Below are 16345 nucleotides of genomic sequence, written 5' to 3'. Positions count from 1 at the left end.
CCCCCTCTCGACGACATCGCCGCCGCGCGATTCGTCTTATTTTCTACATTGCCGGAGCAGAGTATTTCATGAAGATCGCGTCGAAGTTGATTGCCCTGAGCTTGCTGATCGCCGCGGTATCGCTGGCCGGCATGGCTCGCGCCGAGGCGAAGCTGGAGCTGAAAAAAGGGGACAAAATTGTCTACATCGGCAACACCCTGGCCGAGCGGATGCAGTACTATCCGCGGTTTGAAACCTTGTTACAGGCTCGCTTTCCGCAGTTGGAGCTGGAAGTTCGCAATCTGGGTTGGTCTGCGGACGAAATCGATCTGCGTCCTCGCAGCCAAGACTTCAAAGATCACGGCCATACTCTTGAAGACCACAAGCCAGATGTGATTCTGGCCTTTTTCGGCTTTAACGAATCGTTCGCTGGACCGGGCGGGCTGCCGAAGTTTGAAGAAGAGTTCACCAAGTTCGTCAAATCGACTTCGACCACCAAGTACAACGGCGAAACAGCGCCAACTTTGGTGATCGTCTCGCCGATCCCCAACGAAAACTTGCATAGCCGCACGCTCCCCGATGGAGAAGCGAACAACAAAAACATCGAGCTGTACGCCGCCGCGATGAAGAAGATCGCTGAAGCGAACAACGCAGTGTTTGTTGATGTTTACGCTCCCATGAAAGAAAAGCTGGCGGCCGACACCGACCTGACGATTAACTCGGTTCACTTGAACGACGAGGGCTACAAGGCCTTTGCCGAAGTTCTGGACGCCGGATTGTTTGGCGAAGCGCCTGAATACAAATGCGATCTAGACAAGCTGCACGCCGAAGTGTTTGAGAAGGATCTGCAATTCTATTACGACCATCGCGCGGTCAATGGTTTTTACATTTACGGCGGGCGTAAAAATCCGTTTGGCGTTGTCAATTTTCCGGCAGAGTTTGAAAAGCTCCGCAAGATGATCGCTGTGCGTGATCAACGCATCTGGGCGGTCGCCGCAGGGAAAGAAGTATCAGACAAGATCGATGACTCTGGCACAGGCGACTTCATCAAGATTGAATCGAACGTCAGCCGTCCGTTTACGTTTGATTCGCCTGAAGAAGCTCTGAAAAGCTTCAAGCTGCCGGAAGGTTACGAGATCAACTTATTCGCCTCAGAGCAGGATTTTCCGGAACTGCGGAACCCGGTGCAGTTCGCCTTCGACGCCAAGGGGCGTTTGTGGGTTGCGACGATGGAAACCTATCCAATGTATCTGCCGGGAACTCCGGTCAACGATAAGATTTTGATTTTTGAAGACACCAACGGCGACGGCAAAGCAGACAAAAAGACGGTTTTCGCCGATGGACTTCATTTGCCCACCGGTTTGGAACTGGGGGACGGGGGCGCATATGTCGCCGCTCAGCCGAACCTGATCTTCTTAAAAGATACAGACGGGGACGACAAAGCGGACGTCAAAAAATACATGCTGCACGGCTTTGACTCGGCTGACTCACATCACTCGCTTAGCGCCTTTACCTGGGGCCCCGGCGGAGCGTTGTACTTTCAGGAAGGAACATTCCACCACACGCAGATCGAAACTCCCTACGGTCCAGAGCGGGTCAAAAACGCGGGCATCTTCCGCTACGAACCGTTGACCGCCAAGGTTGACATCTTCGTCTCCTACTCGTTCGCGAATCCGTGGGGGCATACTTTTGATGACTGGGGACAAAACTTTGTCGCCGACGCGTCAGGCGGCGCCAACTACTTTGGCGCGGCCTTCAGTGGCGATGTGGATTACCCCAACAAGCACCCGGGGATGAATCAATTTCTAAAAAAGCAGTGGCGTCCGACTTCGGGCTGCGAGTTTGTCTCTAGCCGCAACTTTCCAGAATCGGCTCAGGGCAATTACCTGCTGAACAACTGCATTGGTTTCCAAGGGGTGTTGCAATATAAGATGAAAGAAGATGGCTCAGGCTTCGCCGCTGATCCAGTCGAACCATTGTTGCAGTCTTCGGACCTCAACTTTCGCCCGGTTGATCTGCAGTTTGGTCCGGATGGTGCGTTGTACATCGTCGATTGGTACAACCCGTTGGTCGGCCATATGCAGCACTCGGTTCGCGATCCGAAGCGAGACAACATGCATGGCCGCATCTGGCGTATCACCTACAAAGGCAACGATTTGGTCACACCGGCTAAGATCGCCGGCGAGTCGATCCCGGACTTGTTGGAATTGCTGAAGTCGTACGAATACCGGACTCGCTATCGCGTTCGTCGTGAACTGCGTGAGCGTGACGCTCAGCAAGTCGACGCTGAATTGGCCAAGTGGATCGCCGGCCTGGACGTGAACGACAAGTTGTACGAACACAACCTGCTTGAAGCCCTCTGGGTCAAGCAGAATCTTGACATGGTTGACCAGGACCTGCTGGCCAAGTTGCTGCGTGCCGAGGATCCGCGGGCTCGCGCCGCCGCCACACGCGTGTTGTGCTACTGGCGCGATCAGGTTGAAGAGCCGCTCGCGCTGTTGCAATCGCAAGTGAACGACGAGAACCCCCGCGTTCGCCTGGAAGCGGTCCGTGCGCTCAGCTTCTTCGATTCGCAGGAAGCACTCGACATCGCGCTTGAGTCGCTCGCTTACGATCAGGACTACTATTTAGAGTACACTTTGGGCGAAACGATCAAAACGCTCGAAGGTCGCGTTGGCGCCAAAAACTAGTTGATGCGATTGATTGGTGAACGCAACGGAGTCACCCGGACCTGGTTCGGGTGACTCTTTTCAATGACGCAACGAATACCCTCAAAAGGTTCGATTTATGAGTTTTCGTCACTCCATCTCGATGACGACAGCGTGTTGTGCAGTCTTGCTGCTGGTTTCTTCGGTCTCGGCGCAAGGGAGCGTCGACGCAATGGTCAAGATGATCGATAGCGGTCGAATTACTGAGCAGCGTCTGCCGCAAGTCTTGGATATGATTTGCAAACGGGCCAACGATGAAAATCTGGCGTTCGTTTTTCAGATGGCGACCAAGCCTGACGGTTTTCCAGTCGCTGTCCGACCAGACGCGTTGAAGTCGTTGCACGCCGCAGCCGTCAGTCGCAATGCCGTTCCCACCGGCGATCTGTCAGCGATCAGCGAGTTGCTGAAGAGCGATGATCGACAAACCCAAACATTGGCGGTCGAGCTCGCCGGCTTGTGGAAAGTCGAAGGAGCACTTGACGCGTTATCGAAATTAGCGACCGAAAAGAAAACCAGCCCCAGTCTGAAAAAAGCGGCGGTCAACAGCTTGGCGAAGATCGGCGGCTCCAAAGCTGTCGAGACATTGGAGCAATTGACGCAGCCGAATCAGCCGCTCGCGATTCGCTATCTGGGAGTGTCGGCATTGGTAGATGTGGATGTCGAAAACGCGGCAAAGATCGCAGGGAAAATTCTCGCCGGAGGGGATGCTTCCACCGATCCGGCGGTGATGATCGATGCGTTTCTCGCTCAGCAATCGGGGCCAGCCAAATTGGGAGCCGTACTGGCCACAACCGAACTGACTCCGGACGTCGCAAAGATGTGTCTGCGTCAGATGTTCGCTGTCGGTCGGAGCGATCCCGAACTGGTGACAGTGCTCTCTAAGGCAGCCGGCATTGACGATGACGCGCCGCCGCTCACGGCGGATGAAATCAAAGCGGTCGCCGCCGAAGTCATGGAAAAAGGGGACGCCCAGCGCGGCGAACTGCTCTTCCGTCGTGCCGATTTGAACTGCTTCAAGTGTCATGCGTTGAGCGGCGCCGGCGGCCAGATTGGCCCCGACCTGAGCGCCGTCGGCGGTAGCAGCCCGCCCGACTACGTCGTCACGTCGATCTTGTATCCAGAACAAGCAGTCAAAGAGGCCTATACGACCCGGACCATTTTGACGATCGACGGCAAGGTCTACACCGGCATCGTCTCCGAAGAGGATGATGATCGCGTGATCATGAAGCAGGCCAGTGGTCAGACCGTAGTGATTCCGGTCGACGATATCGAAGACGAAAAAGAAGGGGGCTCGCTCATGCCGAAAGGGCTGGCGAAGTTCCTGACCCACGACGAGTTTCTCGATTTGTCTCGCTTCATCTCTGAACTTGGGAAACCCGGCAAGTACAAGATTCGTACCGAGCCGACCGTGCAGCGGTGGCGCGTGCTGAATGAAATCCCTACCGATTTAGCTGCCGGCGTGCCGACGATCGGTGAGTTAGAAGAGCAAATCATTCAAGCCCCAGAAGATGCTTGGACCCCAGCCTATGGGATGACTGCGGGAGAGTTACCATTGGCGGAATTGACGTCGGACGAGCGGCCGGTACTGTATTTGAAAGCCGAAGTCGACGTGGTTGTGGGGGGGAAAGTTCAAGTTGGATTAAACGAAACTACCGGCGTGCGTGTCTGGGTCGGAGATGATCTGCTGCCGGAAGGAAAGCCGGAAGCGGTCGAACTGGAGCCGGGGACACATGCGATTTATTTACGAATTGATCCGGCGACATTTCCTGCCAAAACGCTACGAGTGACGGTCGATCGACCGACCGATTCGCATGCAGAGTACACCGTTGTGAGCGGCGCCTAATCGGAAAATTACAGCGTATGGATGCGGTTGTTCTTTCGTGTGAGCACGGCGGGAATGAAATTCCGTCCGAGTATCGTGCTAGATTTTGCGACGCCGAGCAGGTCTTGGCGTCGCATCGCGGTTGGGATCCAGGCTCACTAGAGATGGGGAACGCTTTCCAGCGTTCGACCGGAGCGCCGCTGGTTGCCGCGACCGTTTCGCGGTTGGTGGTCGAGCTGAATCGTTCGCTCGGCCATGCACGACTCTTTTCAGAATTTATGCAGGACCTCTCTGCTGCCGAAAAGCAGCAGGCTCTCGCCAAGTACTACGAGCCTCATCGATCGCGTGTCCAACAAGCGATTGATGAGTTTCGCGACGCCGAGCGGCGCGTGATCCATCTGTCGCTGCATACGTTTACGCCCGAGCTTAACGGAGAGGTTCGCAATGCCGAAATCGGACTGTTGTATGATCCGGTAAGACCAGGTGAAAAGTCCTTCTGCGCCGCTTGGCGAGCGCGGATTTTGGCGGTGCGGCATGATCTGCGCGTTCGCCTTAACTATCCTTACCAGGGGAAAGCGGACGGACTCACGACATCGCTACGTAAACAGTATCGGGACGAACACTATCTTGGCATCGAACTAGAAGTCAATCAGCGGCTGGTAGCTGATGACGATGCCTGGCGAACGTTGATCACGGACCTGGCGCAAACCTTTCTAACGGGCGTACGACGTGTTGTTAGCTAGTTCGAGCGAGATCGATTGCTCTAGCTCTTTCAGCAGGTTGCTGACGCTTTCGGCCAAATCGGCCTCCGTGCGATTTTCCAGCAATTCGCACGATTGCGTTTCGTACTCCTGATCTTGCAGTCGATTGAACCAGCGCAGAAGCGAACCACGACTGACCACACCGGTCGGACGGCCATCGCGCACGACGACCACGCGACGAATCGACGCGCGAATTAAGAAGTTCGAGATTGTTTCGACCGTGTCATCTTCATGAAAGTAGACAACGTCAGAACTCATGGACGAGCGAATGGACTGATCCCAGCGTGACACGTCGGTCATATGACGCATCAGGTCTTTTTCGGACAACACGCCGCAAAGCATGCCATGTTGATCGACGACCGGCGCCGAGTTGATCCGGTAACGAAGCAGAAAGCGAAGCGCTTCTCGCGCCGTGTCGCTTTCATGTAGCGTCACTATCGGGGAAGTCATCACCTCATGAGCCAAAGCGCTCGCCATCGGCGTTCCCCATTCGTTGACAGAAGAAGGGAGCGGAGCCGCTTGGGCAGTTGACGAGTGCCGCACGACGCGATTGCGTCCCAACTGTTTCGCAACCGCTAACGTCTCTTCGGCCAATTGAATCAAACTATCCAAGTTGGTCGTATCGGCATGCGCCTGGGCGACGCCAAAGCTGACGGTTGTCTGTAGCTTTTCGCCGTTCACTACGGGAGCGTTTCCCGCGAGCACTTTACTAAGTCGTTCGGCGAATTGGGCCGCTTGAAATTCATTGGATTCGACCATCGCCACCAGGAAACGGTCGCCTGCCAATCGGCAGACGTAGTCGGTTAGACGCGTATGCCCTTGGGTGAGCTGAGCGACTCGTTGAATCACTAGATCGCCAGCTTCAAAGCCATATTTGCGGTTGATTTCATCGAATCCGTCGATGTCGAGCATAATGCACGAGAGCGGGAGATGATATCGAATCGCGCGGAACCATTCGCGTTCTAGTTGTTCGTCCAATTGGCGACGTGTCGCCAAGCCGGTCAGGGGATCGTTGCGCGACAATCCGGCGGCGCGCGATTCGAGCGCGACAACGCGTGAAGCGGCATGCAACCGAGCTAACAGCTCATTGCGATCCAACGGCTTTTGCATGAAATCATCCGCGCCGGCGTGAAAGGCTCGCAGTTTTGTCTCAGGCCGAGAATCGGAGGTGATGACGATCGTATAAATGTAGTTCGTGCGTAGCGAATCTCGCACCCAGCGACAGACCGTTTCGCCATCAATGGTCGGCATAATCCAGTCCGTAACCACGTACTGCGGTTGGTCTGTCTGAATTGCTCGCAGCGCGGAAGCGGCGTCGACGCAAGTTGTCACTTCGTAGCCGGCATCGGTCAGCCACTTTTCGAGCAGCCGCCCAAAACTAAAATCATCATCGATCACCAGCACTTTAGGATTGGTCGACATCGGAGAAGCGGAGTACTCCAGTGACCGACGAAAACGGGGCTTCGCCAATTGGCGACTAGAGTTGGAACGATTTTCGCTCGTATTTTGCTCGGCGATCGCGACGAGCTTGTCATAACATTGAAAAAATGCCTGAATGACGATCGGATCGAAATGCTTGCCGCTCTCCGAAATGATCATGTCGTGGGCGTCTTGGCATGCCAGCGCTTCTTTGTAGACCCGTTTCGAGGTTAACGCATCAAAGACGTCAGCGACGGCGACTATTCGAGCGCTGAGCGGAATGTCGCGCCCCTTTAGCCCCGTGGGATAGCCCGACCCATCCCAGCGTTCATGATGATGTCGTGCGACCACGGTCGCCATGCGAAAGAAGTCCCCTCTCGGACTGCTGTGCGCGACTTCTTCGAGCGTACGAGCGCCGATTTCAGCGTGACTTTTCATCACCTCGTATTCGTCCGGAGTCAGTTGGCCTGGCTTCAGCAGGATCGCATCGCTAACGCCGACTTTGCCGATATCGTGCAGCGGGCTTGAGCGATACAGATCGGACAAAAACGCATCGTCAATTTCGTCACTATATTCGCTTTTGAATTGAAGTTGTTCGGCCAGAATCTGCGAGTAGGCGCGGATGCGGACCAGATGTTCGCCGGTCTCGGTATCGCGTGAATCGGCCAGCTTCGCCAGTGCGAACACGGCGATATCTTGCGTCGCTTCGATCGCTTGAGCTCGCGAATCGACAATGCGTTCTAGCTCGTGGGAGTATTTTTGCAGCTCATCTTCCGCCTTTTCGGCGCGGGCAATCGCGTCTTGCAATCGCAAGTGAACCCGGATCTTGGCTAGCAGTTCTTGACGATTAATATTTTTGGGGACGAAATCGACAGCGCCGCTTTGGAAGACCGCAATCCGCTTTTCCGGATTGTCTGTGCTGCTGAAAATGAGAACTTGGGCCAGCTTGCAGCATTTTAGTCGACGCAGTTCTTCGCAAATCTGGCCGCCATCGCCATCGGGCAAGTGCAAGTCGAGCAGGATCAGATGCGGCTGAAAGTCCTCGACAATCTCGCGACACTCGCGTGCATTGGCTGCGAACGCTACTTGGTAACTCGCTTCGAGCAACTCCCCCAACTCAAATCGAGTGAGCGGTGAGTCGTCGACAACTAAAATGCGATGTTGCATGGGAAATCCAATCCAGCCCCCTGGATTTATACGCGTTTCGCGAAAGCCGCCGGCTCATCGACCTGAGGAGCGTATTAAAACGATAGGGCGCAGCCTCGTTGCGGCAATCCGAAGTGGACTGTACGGCAGCGGATTTCCAGAGTCGTGGGGGAAGAATTGCTATAACCGTTACGACCCGATAGCGATCACCCGGTGAAAGTGCAGTTGCACCTCGCCGTCCACTACGCGACGAACCCCCTCAACCAAACAGCGGGGTTCGTTGTCTTCTTGACCAAGCCGGATAATATCGTCCAGCTTCGTCCCCGGAGGCGTGGTGAACGTCGACTGTTGGATGATTTGATTGCCGGCATCCAATTCGGGGACAATAAAGTGACACGTTGCGCCGTAGGTCAGCATGCGGACTGCAAATGCGTCGTGATAGGGACGGATGCCGGGAAAGCTCGGCAGCAAGCCATGATGCAAGTTGATGATTCGCCCCCCTGCATATTTCCAACAGCTGCTGGCCGGTAGGACTCGCATATATCGAGCCAAAATGACATAGTCGACATCAAACTCATCCAGGATGTCGATCATTTGATCGTCGTCGGTTTTCCCTTGGTGATCACCCACGTTGCGCCATTCAACCCCAAATTGTTCGGCCAGACCGCGACAAGCGTCACGATTGCCAATCATGATTGCCGGTTCCGCTTTTATCAGCCCATCACGCATCGCTCGTAACAGCGCCAGCGCCGGCTCTGGCCGATAGGTGGTGCAAATCGCCAGGCGCGGACGCTCTTTGCGAACTTCTGGGGTCCAGACGCGTATCGACAGATTTTTCAGACGCGCGATCTCGGCTAGCGCCATGCGTAACTGATCGACTTGGGCATTTTCTAGCTCAATCCGCAACAACATGGCGAAGATCGCTTCTTCGTCATGATCGTACATCTGGATTTCGGCGATGTTTGCGCCCAGACTCGTGGCATAGTGGATGATGGGGTCAGCCAGGCCGACGTTATCAGGACCAACCGCAGTAATGACGATGCGCATCGCGAATTGCTGGGGGGAAAGAGGCGAAAGAGGAAACATTGCCCGGCGACTGGGCCGGCGACCTTCTAATATGCCACAAAATTCCTAACCTGCCGTGGGGAAGCTCGGGAGACTGGTCGCAATCTGCAGGTTTTGCTAGATTTACCTTCCAAGCGAACGACGCAAATTCGCTATTTTTTCAGCTCCCCCGCCGGGGAAAGGAATGCGGCAATGTCGCTTGCCAAACGAACCAAACCCTATCGTGAAGACCTGAAGCCGGGCGAAGTACTGTGCGAACATTGCACCGCCAAGTGCTGTCGTTACTTTGCATTGCCGATTGATACGCCGGACGAAATGACCGATTTCGAGTTCATTCGGTGGTATCTGCTGCACGATCGCGCCTCGGTATTTGTGGATGGCGCGTCGTGGTACTTGCTGGTTCATACGACCTGCAAGCATTTACGCGACGATAATATGTGCGGGATCTACGAGACGCGACCGCAAATTTGTCGCGACTACACCACCGAAAATTGCGAATACGAAGATGACTGGGTCTACGACATGTACTTTGAGACTCCTGAGCAAATCTGGGAGTACGCCGAGGCGATGGCGCCACGCGGCGCTGGTCAAAGCATTCGTAGCCGCAAGCCGCCGCTGTTGCCGATCCTCAGCTAGCGCGACTCTCGCATTTCATTTTCCCTCAATCCATCACGGGCGGGCCAACCGCCCGTCTTTTTGTTCCTGGTAAACCGATGTCTGAAAAAGCAAAGCTAATCCAGCCCCGCACGCTGAAGGGCTTCCGCGACTATCTGCCCGAAGCGATGATGCCGCGTGAGCGACTGATAGACGCCGCGAAGCAGGTCTATCGCTCCTACGGTTTCGCCCCGATTGATACTCCGGCGCTGGAGTACGCCGAGGTTTTGAGCGGCAAAGGAAGCGATGAGACCGATCGTCAGATGTATCGTTTCCAGGATCATGGGGGGCGAGATGTTGGACTTCGCTTTGACTTGACCGTCCCGTTGGCGCGCTTCGCCGCGCAACATGTCGGAACTTTGGGAACGCCGTTCAAACGCTATCACATCGCTTCGGTCTGGCGCGGCGAAAATACGCAGCGTGGCCGCTATCGCGAGTTCATGCAGTGCGACTTTGATACGATCGGCACCAAGTCGCTGGTTGCTGACATTGAGACGGCGCTGGTCATTCATGACCTCATGCGGGCCATCGGCTTTGAAGGCTTTCAGATTCGCGTCAACAATCGTCAAGTGTTGAGCGGCGTGCTGGAGAAACTGGATCTAGCCGAAAAGTCGACCGAGGTGCTGCGCGCACTCGACAAGCTGGCGAAAATCGGCCGCGAGAAAGTCGCCGCTGAGATGATCGCCGCCGCAGGCGCGACCGCCGCTCAAGCCGATCAGGTGTTAAAGCTGGCCGAGGTTTCTGGCTCTAACAGCGAAATTTTAAAGCAGCTGGAGCCGCTGGTCGCCGGATCCGAAAAGGGAGAAGCAGGGCTATCTCAACTGCGCGAACTGCTTGAAGCGACCGCGGCAGTCGGTGTGAGCGATGCGCGCTTGGCGATCGATGTCTCGATCGCGCGCGGTCTCGACTACTACACCGGCACGATTTTTGAAACTTTTCTGGACCAACTACCGGGCATCGGCAGCGTTTGCTCTGGCGGCCGTTATGACAATCTGGCCAGTCTCTACACCAAAGAGCAACTCCCCGGCGTGGGGGCTTCGCTTGGCTTGGATCGTTTGTTGGCGGCGATGGAAGAACTGGGGCTGATCGAAAAGGTGAGCACACCGGCGCCTGTCTTTATCCCGTATTTTGACGAGAAAAGCCTGAACGCCTATCTGGTTCTGGCGGCGCAACTACGTGCGGCAGGGATCGGCGTCGAAGTCTATCCCGAAGCCAAGAAGCTGGGGCAACAACTGAGGTACGCCGATCGTCGCGGTTTTAAAATCGCGATCATCGCCGGCGACCGCGAACTGGCCGAAAGCAAATGCCAGGTGAAAAACTTGGTCGCGGGGGAGTCGACTGACGAGTCCCTTGCTGCTGGCGCCGCCGCTGTGATTGCTCAAATCGAAAAGATTCTCGCGTCATCCTAAAACAGGGTGACAAACTGTTGTCACCACAGGTTGGCAAACTAAGAGCATCAGCTCGCCGCCGTGGAGACAACCCAATGACGATCCGCTCGAATCATTACGAAGCTGCTTTTGAGGCTTACCTGCGCCATCTTCAAACCCCCTATGTGGCGGTCGACGAGTCGCGCCGTTCGATTGCCCCGAATGGCTCGATTAAGAACGTCGACTTTATCGTTTCCCCCTCCGGGAACGAGATGTCGTGGCTCGTCGATGTCAAAGGTCGTCAGTTTCCGTCGGGGCGCAAGAACCGCTACTGGAAAAACTGGGCGACTATTGATGACCTGCAAGCGATGGCCCAATGGGAGTTGTTGTTTGGCCCACAGTTCAGAGGTCTGTTTGTTTTTGCCTACTGCGTGACCGGCGACATGGCCCCGTTGCCGCAAAATTTTCTGTTCCCGTTCAAGGGAGAGATCTATGCGTTTGTCGGTGTCCGGATTGATCTGTACGCCGCTTGGGCGCGACGGATCTCGCCCAAGTGGCGGACTATCGCAATGCCGACTACGGCGTTCCGGCAATTGGCGCAACCGCTGAAATTGTTCCTGGAGACGCCAATCATCTCTGGAGGTGATTTTGATCGGCGACGCGCCACGGAGATGGCGCCTTCTTATTAGTCGCTAGAAATCCCGTATTCATCCGCCTTCTTTTTGACCGTAGTGCGGTGCATGCCGAGCGTTTTGGCAGCCGCGACAAATTGCCCCTGATGGTTTTCTAATGCAGCACGCAGCAGCGGCGGTTCGACCAACGCTAGCAGCTGGGCATGTAAATCATCAATCGACTCGCCGGTTGCTAGTTGCTGCTGCGCCCAAACGCGGATCAGTTCGGCAAGATCAACTTGACCTGTGGTATTGAGCGGGGGCGCCGCCGCTGGCAGATGCTCGACGCGGATCGCATCTCCCATGCTGACAATCTGGGCGTGTTCCAGCGCGTTTCGCAGTTCACGCACGTTACCGTACCAGGGACGACGTTTTAGTTCGGTCAGAGCCGCCGTGGTGATCGCCGCGCCCTGGCTGTTGGATCCAAGCTGCGCGAGAAAGTATCTCGCGAGTTCCGGAATATCATCCACACGCTCGCGCAGCGGGGGAAGCTGCAATCGGAATGCGCTCAAACGAAAATAGAGATCATGCCGGAACTCTCCCTCTTCAACTCTACCCAACAAATGGCGATGCGTCGCCGAGACGACTCGAAACCGGGTTGGCACCGGTTGGCCGCCGCCGACCGGCGTGACTTCCCCATGTTCCAAAGCCCGCAATAGTTTGACTTGGGCAGCGGCGGGAATATCGGCCACTTCATCCAGGAACAAGGTTCCGCCGTTGGCGAGTTGCAAGTAGCCTGGCTTGGCGTTGTGCGCATCGGTAAACGCGCCCCGGGTATGTCCGAACAATTCGCTCTCGACCAGCGTCGGGCTGAGCGAGGCGAGGTTCACCGCGATGAAAGGTCCGGTCGAACGAACGCTATGCTGGTGAATGGCGCGGGCCGCCAACTCTTTGCCAGATCCGCTTTCGCCTTCGATCAAGACGCAAGCATCGGAGCCTGCGGCTTGGGCGATTTTTTTAAAGACGGTTTGAATGGATGGCGACTTGCCCACCATCCCATCTGGAGAAACGATCGTTTCGCCAGCGTTCATCTCGATGGTCGATTCACGCGGCGCGAGCGCACGTTCTAGCGTTCCCATAATGGTCGCCGCATCGAACGGTTTGACGATGTACTCAAATGCGCCGCTCCGAACAGCAGCGACCGCGGTTTCTAAATCACCGAATGCCGTGATCAAAATGATCGGAACATTTTGCGATGCTTGACGGATCGCATCGATCGCTTCAAGCCCTGACATGCCAGGCAACCGGACGTCAAGCACGATCGCAGCGGGTTGAATCGTCTTGAGCTTTTGCAACGCTTCTTCGGCTGACGCAGCGACTTCGGCGTGGTGCCCTTTGGCTTCGGCTAGTGAACTGACGGCCCAGCAGACGCTGGGTTCGTCGTCGACGATAAGAACTTCCGCCATCGCTTATTCGTTTCTCGTATCGGTCAGATGAATTTCAAATCGTGTTTCGCCGTTCTCCCGGCGATAGGTTGCTTCGCCATGGTGAACTCGTGCAACCTCACGGACGATCGTTAAGCCGAGACCAACCCCTTCGCGCTTTGACGTGATCAGGGGGTCAAACGCGACTGACGCAATCTCTTCAGGCAATCCAGGGCCGTTGTCGGTTACCGTTAATCGCACGCCTCTGGGCTCTCGGATTAGCTCTAGCCGGACTTCTCCCTGGGCGGGTTGGTCGCCGCGCGGATGCCCTGCAATTGCTTCGACAGCGTTGGTCAGCAGGTTGACAATCACGGTCTGCAACAGAGTCGCTTCTCCCAGCAAGGGATAGCTCCCTTCGCCGATAAACGTCACGTTGACATGGTGGTGCTGCGCCAACGGGCGGACGAGCGGCAAGGTTTCCAGCACTATCTGACGCAAGTCGAGCGGCTCGAAGTCGCGGCGTTCTTCTTTGCCAAAATTGACGATTGCCCGCAAGTGGGTCGAAATCAACGCCAGCTGTTGGTTGGCGATCGCCATGCCTTCGTCGTGCGCTTGGGGACATTGTAACGCGTGAATATCAAGGGCCAACTTGCACCCGGTCGCAGCGTTGCGAACCTGATGAGCGAATCCTGCGCCCAATTGACCCAAGACGCGAGTTCGCTCTAAAGTCCGAATCTTTTCGTCGTAAGCGGTAAGTTGCTCGGCCAGTTGATTGACGGCATCCACCAAGTCGCGGACTTCGTCATTGGTCATGCGGGCAGGGATGGGGGATGCGTCTCCGGCTGCGATCCGTTCGACTTGTTTGCGGAGTTGAGCGATCGGTGCAGTAACATTTCGAGCCAGCGCGAAAGCGACGATGCCCAGCACCAGAAAGCCTGCCAAACCGATCCAGAACGGTGGGCCAGCAGCGGCAGACCAAGCTTTGCGGTAGGAGTCGACCGGATAAAACATATGCAGAACTTGCCCTTGCTGGGGCAAACCTTGCAGCGTCACTGCGGCATGAAAATATGCTTGCTTGTCGATCGAGATCTCTTCGCCCAACGCCAAGTCTTCGATCGAATCAGTCACCGTCAGTGCTGCGAGCTGTTCCGAACGCAAGCCGTTGAGCGTTGAACGGAGGAGCTGCCCCTCGATCGAGACGGCATACTGGGCCCCAGAGAGCCCCTTCATCTGCTCCAGCACCGCTTCGCTCAGGGGAAATGTCGCCGACTGCAGGACGGTCGCTACATCACGCAGACGCGTCTCAATCCGAGCTTTGGCGTTGGCCACCGACAGTTGGGCTGTCACCAGCGTTACGCCGATCATGATCACCAACAACACGGCGGCGAACGGAAGTAACAGTTGGATTCGAAGCGGCCAGCGCATTTTAGGAAGCACGTCATGGGCAGAGGAGGACGAATCTATCTATCGTAATCGAAAGCGGAAATTGCTGCTGCGTGTCGTCTATTCCGTCATCGATGTCGGTTAATTCGACAATCAAAGGTCGGCTTTCCATGAACTGGGGATCCTCGCATGCGTAAATTCCTACATGAAGGAATTTTAAGGAAACTGGCACTAGGATTGCATAAGCAATGGCATCCCCAACCCTTTGCAGCGGAAAAGTAGGAGAGTGTCTTGAACATCAGCGCGGTACCAAAGCGTGGTTTTACCCTGGTTGAGCTATTGGTGGTGATCGCGATCATCGGCGTGTTGATCGCCTTGCTGTTGCCTGCGGTGCAGCAAGCACGCGAAGCGGCGCGGCGTATGCAGTGCAGCAACAACCTGAAGCAGCTTGGTTTGGCGATCCACAACTACGAAAGCACCTACCGCAAATTGCCGGCCAGCGTGATCATCGATCAGGGGTCGGCCAGCAACAACGGAGCTTGGGGAGTTCACGGGCGAATCTTGACGATGCTCGAACAAGGAAGCCTGTACGACCAAGTCGATCTCAACACCGCTTGGGACTTTCAAACCGCCATCAGCAACATCAAGATCCCCGGCTTCGCCTGTCCTAGTGATCCTGGTTCGGATCAAGTTCGCGATCCCGGCGGCGGCAAGTCGCTGCTGTATCCGACCACCTATGGTTTCAATATGGGAACTTGGCTGGTCTGGGATCCAGCGACTCGTAAAGGGGGGGACGGCATGTTCTATCCCAATAGCCATCTCTCGTTCGCAGCCGCGACCGATGGAACCAGCAACACCCTACTGGCGGCAGAGGTCAAGTCGTGGACTCCTTACACACGGAATTCACAACCGCCGGCGACAACGATTCCCAATGATGTGGCTGCTGCCGAAGCGGCGGTCGTCGCCGCATCTTCCGAGTTCAAAACGGATACCGGGCATACCGAATGGCCTGATGGTCGCGTTCATCACACCGGCTTTACCGCGACGATGGCTCCCAATACCTACGTCAAGTTCAGCAGCGGCGGCAAAGACTACGATGCCGACTACAACTCGTGGCAAGAGGGAAAAACCGGCGGCAGCGCCGGACCAACCTACGCGATTATCACTTCTCGTAGTTGGCATCCCGGCGTTGTACAGGTCGCGAGGCTGGATGGATCGGTCTCGAGCGTCCCTGAGACGGTCGACTTGGCTACTTGGCGGTACATGGCGACACGCAGCGGGGGCGAAGTGATACCGGCGAACTAGCGTTTACATACTCCGCGGGGCTATATTGGCAATCTTTGACCGCGGAGGCAGTGGGGAATTACTATAGAGGATGCGGGTTCGGGCGAAGCAGCGCATACTGGCTCGCCCGAAATTTCACTATCCTCGACTCTCGTGTGGCTTCCATGATTGCCAAGCTGACCAAGCTGCGTTGTCCGCGATGCAGCAAAGCACTCGGAATTCCTCGCAAACTGGCAGGCAAGACCTTCCCTTGTCCAAAGTGCGGCGCGACCTTTTTGATCGCAGAGAATCTGACGCATTTGCGTCCATTGACCGCTTCTCCAGAAGAAGAGCCGGTGGTCGCCGAAGTGGTCGAACCGCCGCTGGCGGAATCGGTAGAAAAGCCAAATTCATCCATGTTTCTGTGGTTGATCCTTGTCATCGGCGGCGGACTTATGCTGTTGCTGCTAATCATGATCGCCGCAGTGGTGATGACTCTGTCGGCGGCAGGCCCCAGTGCAGCGACGCCGACCAAGCCGCATGTCACGACGGAATCAATTGGAACCGATCAGCAGAAAGCAGGCGAACCAACCGAAGGTCATTACGACAGAACCATCGCAGAGCCGATCGAGGCTGCACCAAACGCCGCTGCGCAACCGCAGCCTGACGCTAGCCTCAATGCAGAGCCATCCGAGGACGAATAGATCAACCGATTCGTAGCAGCTTGCGGCGCTGTTGTTTTT

At 55.9% G+C, this 16345-nt stretch carries 12 protein-coding genes; 8 read left to right on the top strand and 4 right to left on the bottom strand.

The genetic code is table 11. The annotated features are described in order from the left end of the window. Positions 1-68 precede the first annotated feature (68 nt). From SH421x_RS21545 to SH421x_RS21535, 3 genes are all read left to right on the top strand, one after another. The gene (locus SH421x_RS21545; RefSeq protein ID WP_488852081.1) at positions 69-2669 is read left to right on the top strand and encodes a PVC-type heme-binding CxxCH protein; all 2601 of its coding nucleotides are present in this window, start codon (positions 69-71) and stop codon (positions 2667-2669) included. A gap of 97 nt (positions 2670-2766) precedes the next feature. Continuing rightward, positions 2767-4530 (top strand): HEAT repeat domain-containing protein, encoded by a 1764-nt coding sequence (locus SH421x_RS21540; protein ID WP_488852080.1) that lies wholly within the window; start codon positions 2767-2769, stop codon positions 4528-4530. 17 nt (positions 4531-4547) lie between these two features. Further along, positions 4548-5252, top strand: a complete 705-nt coding sequence (locus SH421x_RS21535; protein ID WP_488852079.1) for an N-formylglutamate amidohydrolase — start codon at positions 4548-4550, stop codon at positions 5250-5252. Here SH421x_RS21535 and SH421x_RS21530 read toward each other — a convergent pair. Together SH421x_RS21530 and SH421x_RS21525 are read right to left on the bottom strand one after the other, a co-directional pair. Further along, positions 5223-7856, bottom strand: a complete 2634-nt coding sequence (locus SH421x_RS21530; RefSeq protein WP_488852078.1) for a response regulator — start codon at positions 7854-7856, stop codon at positions 5223-5225. The two genes, SH421x_RS21535 and SH421x_RS21530, sit on opposite strands and share 30 nt — an antisense overlap. 168 nt (positions 7857-8024) lie before the next feature. Further along, the gene (locus SH421x_RS21525; protein WP_488852077.1) at positions 8025-8882 is read right to left on the bottom strand and encodes a formyltetrahydrofolate deformylase; all 858 of its coding nucleotides are present in this window, start codon (positions 8880-8882) and stop codon (positions 8025-8027) included. Between the two features lie 210 nt (positions 8883-9092). On the opposite strand from SH421x_RS21525, the gene SH421x_RS21520 reads away from it, so the two are divergent. From SH421x_RS21520 to SH421x_RS21510, 3 genes are all read left to right on the top strand, one after another. Continuing rightward, on the top strand, positions 9093-9536 hold the full coding sequence (locus SH421x_RS21520) for a YkgJ family cysteine cluster protein (protein ID WP_488852076.1): 444 nt from the start codon (positions 9093-9095) through the stop codon (positions 9534-9536). Positions 9537-9613: 77 nt separating this feature from the next. Beyond that, complete coding sequence (gene hisS / locus SH421x_RS21515) at positions 9614-10963, top strand: histidine--tRNA ligase (RefSeq protein ID WP_488852075.1); 1350 nt, start codon at positions 9614-9616, stop codon at positions 10961-10963. A gap of 74 nt (positions 10964-11037) precedes the next feature. Then, positions 11038-11610, top strand: a complete 573-nt coding sequence (locus tag SH421x_RS21510; protein WP_488852074.1) for an HYExAFE family protein — start codon at positions 11038-11040, stop codon at positions 11608-11610. On the opposite strand, the gene SH421x_RS21505 is transcribed toward SH421x_RS21510, so the two are convergent. Together SH421x_RS21505 and SH421x_RS21500 are read right to left on the bottom strand one after the other, a co-directional pair. After that, entirely contained in the window at positions 11607-12998 is a 1392-nt protein-coding gene (locus SH421x_RS21505) for a sigma-54-dependent transcriptional regulator (RefSeq protein ID WP_488852073.1), read from the bottom strand. The two genes, SH421x_RS21510 and SH421x_RS21505, sit on opposite strands and share 4 nt — an antisense overlap. Before the next feature lie 3 nt (positions 12999-13001). Continuing rightward, positions 13002-14381 carry a sensor histidine kinase gene (locus tag SH421x_RS21500; RefSeq protein WP_488852072.1) on the bottom strand — a complete coding sequence of 460 codons (1380 nt, stop codon included), beginning with the start codon at positions 14379-14381 and terminating at the stop codon, positions 13002-13004. 249 nt (positions 14382-14630) lie between these two features. On the opposite strand from SH421x_RS21500, the gene SH421x_RS21495 reads away from it, so the two are divergent. After that, entirely contained in the window at positions 14631-15644 is a 1014-nt protein-coding gene (locus tag SH421x_RS21495; RefSeq protein WP_488852071.1) for a DUF1559 family PulG-like putative transporter, read from the top strand. Positions 15645-15778: 134 nt separating this feature from the next. Next, entirely contained in the window at positions 15779-16306 is a 528-nt protein-coding gene (locus tag SH421x_RS21490; protein WP_488852070.1) for a zinc ribbon domain-containing protein, read from the top strand. Positions 16307-16345: the final 39 nt, after the last annotated feature.

The sequence above is a fragment of the Blastopirellula sp. SH421 genome, from assembly GCF_057808535.1.
This window is presented reverse-complemented; position numbering and strand designations above follow the sequence as displayed.

Excerpts from the sequence above, each read along its gene's own strand:
- SH421x_RS21530 (WP_488852078.1), bottom strand. The coding sequence starts at position 7,856 with ATGCAACATCGCATTTTAGTTGTCGACGACTCACCGCTCACTCGATTT.
- SH421x_RS21540 (WP_488852080.1), top strand. The coding sequence starts at position 2,767 with ATGAGTTTTCGTCACTCCATCTCGATGACGACAGCGTGTTGTGCAGTC.
- SH421x_RS21520 (WP_488852076.1), top strand. The coding sequence starts at position 9,093 with ATGTCGCTTGCCAAACGAACCAAACCCTATCGTGAAGACCTGAAGCCG.
- SH421x_RS21545 (WP_488852081.1), top strand. The coding sequence starts at position 69 with ATGAAGATCGCGTCGAAGTTGATTGCCCTGAGCTTGCTGATCGCCGCG.
- SH421x_RS21525 (WP_488852077.1), bottom strand. The coding sequence starts at position 8,882 with ATGCGCATCGTCATTACTGCGGTTGGTCCTGATAACGTCGGCCTGGCT.
- SH421x_RS21535 (WP_488852079.1), top strand. The coding sequence starts at position 4,548 with ATGGATGCGGTTGTTCTTTCGTGTGAGCACGGCGGGAATGAAATTCCG.
- SH421x_RS21505 (WP_488852073.1), bottom strand. The coding sequence starts at position 12,998 with ATGGCGGAAGTTCTTATCGTCGACGACGAACCCAGCGTCTGCTGGGCC.
- SH421x_RS21510 (WP_488852074.1), top strand. The coding sequence starts at position 11,038 with ATGACGATCCGCTCGAATCATTACGAAGCTGCTTTTGAGGCTTACCTG.
- hisS (WP_488852075.1), top strand. The coding sequence starts at position 9,614 with ATGTCTGAAAAAGCAAAGCTAATCCAGCCCCGCACGCTGAAGGGCTTC.
- SH421x_RS21500 (WP_488852072.1), bottom strand. The coding sequence starts at position 14,381 with ATGCGCTGGCCGCTTCGAATCCAACTGTTACTTCCGTTCGCCGCCGTG.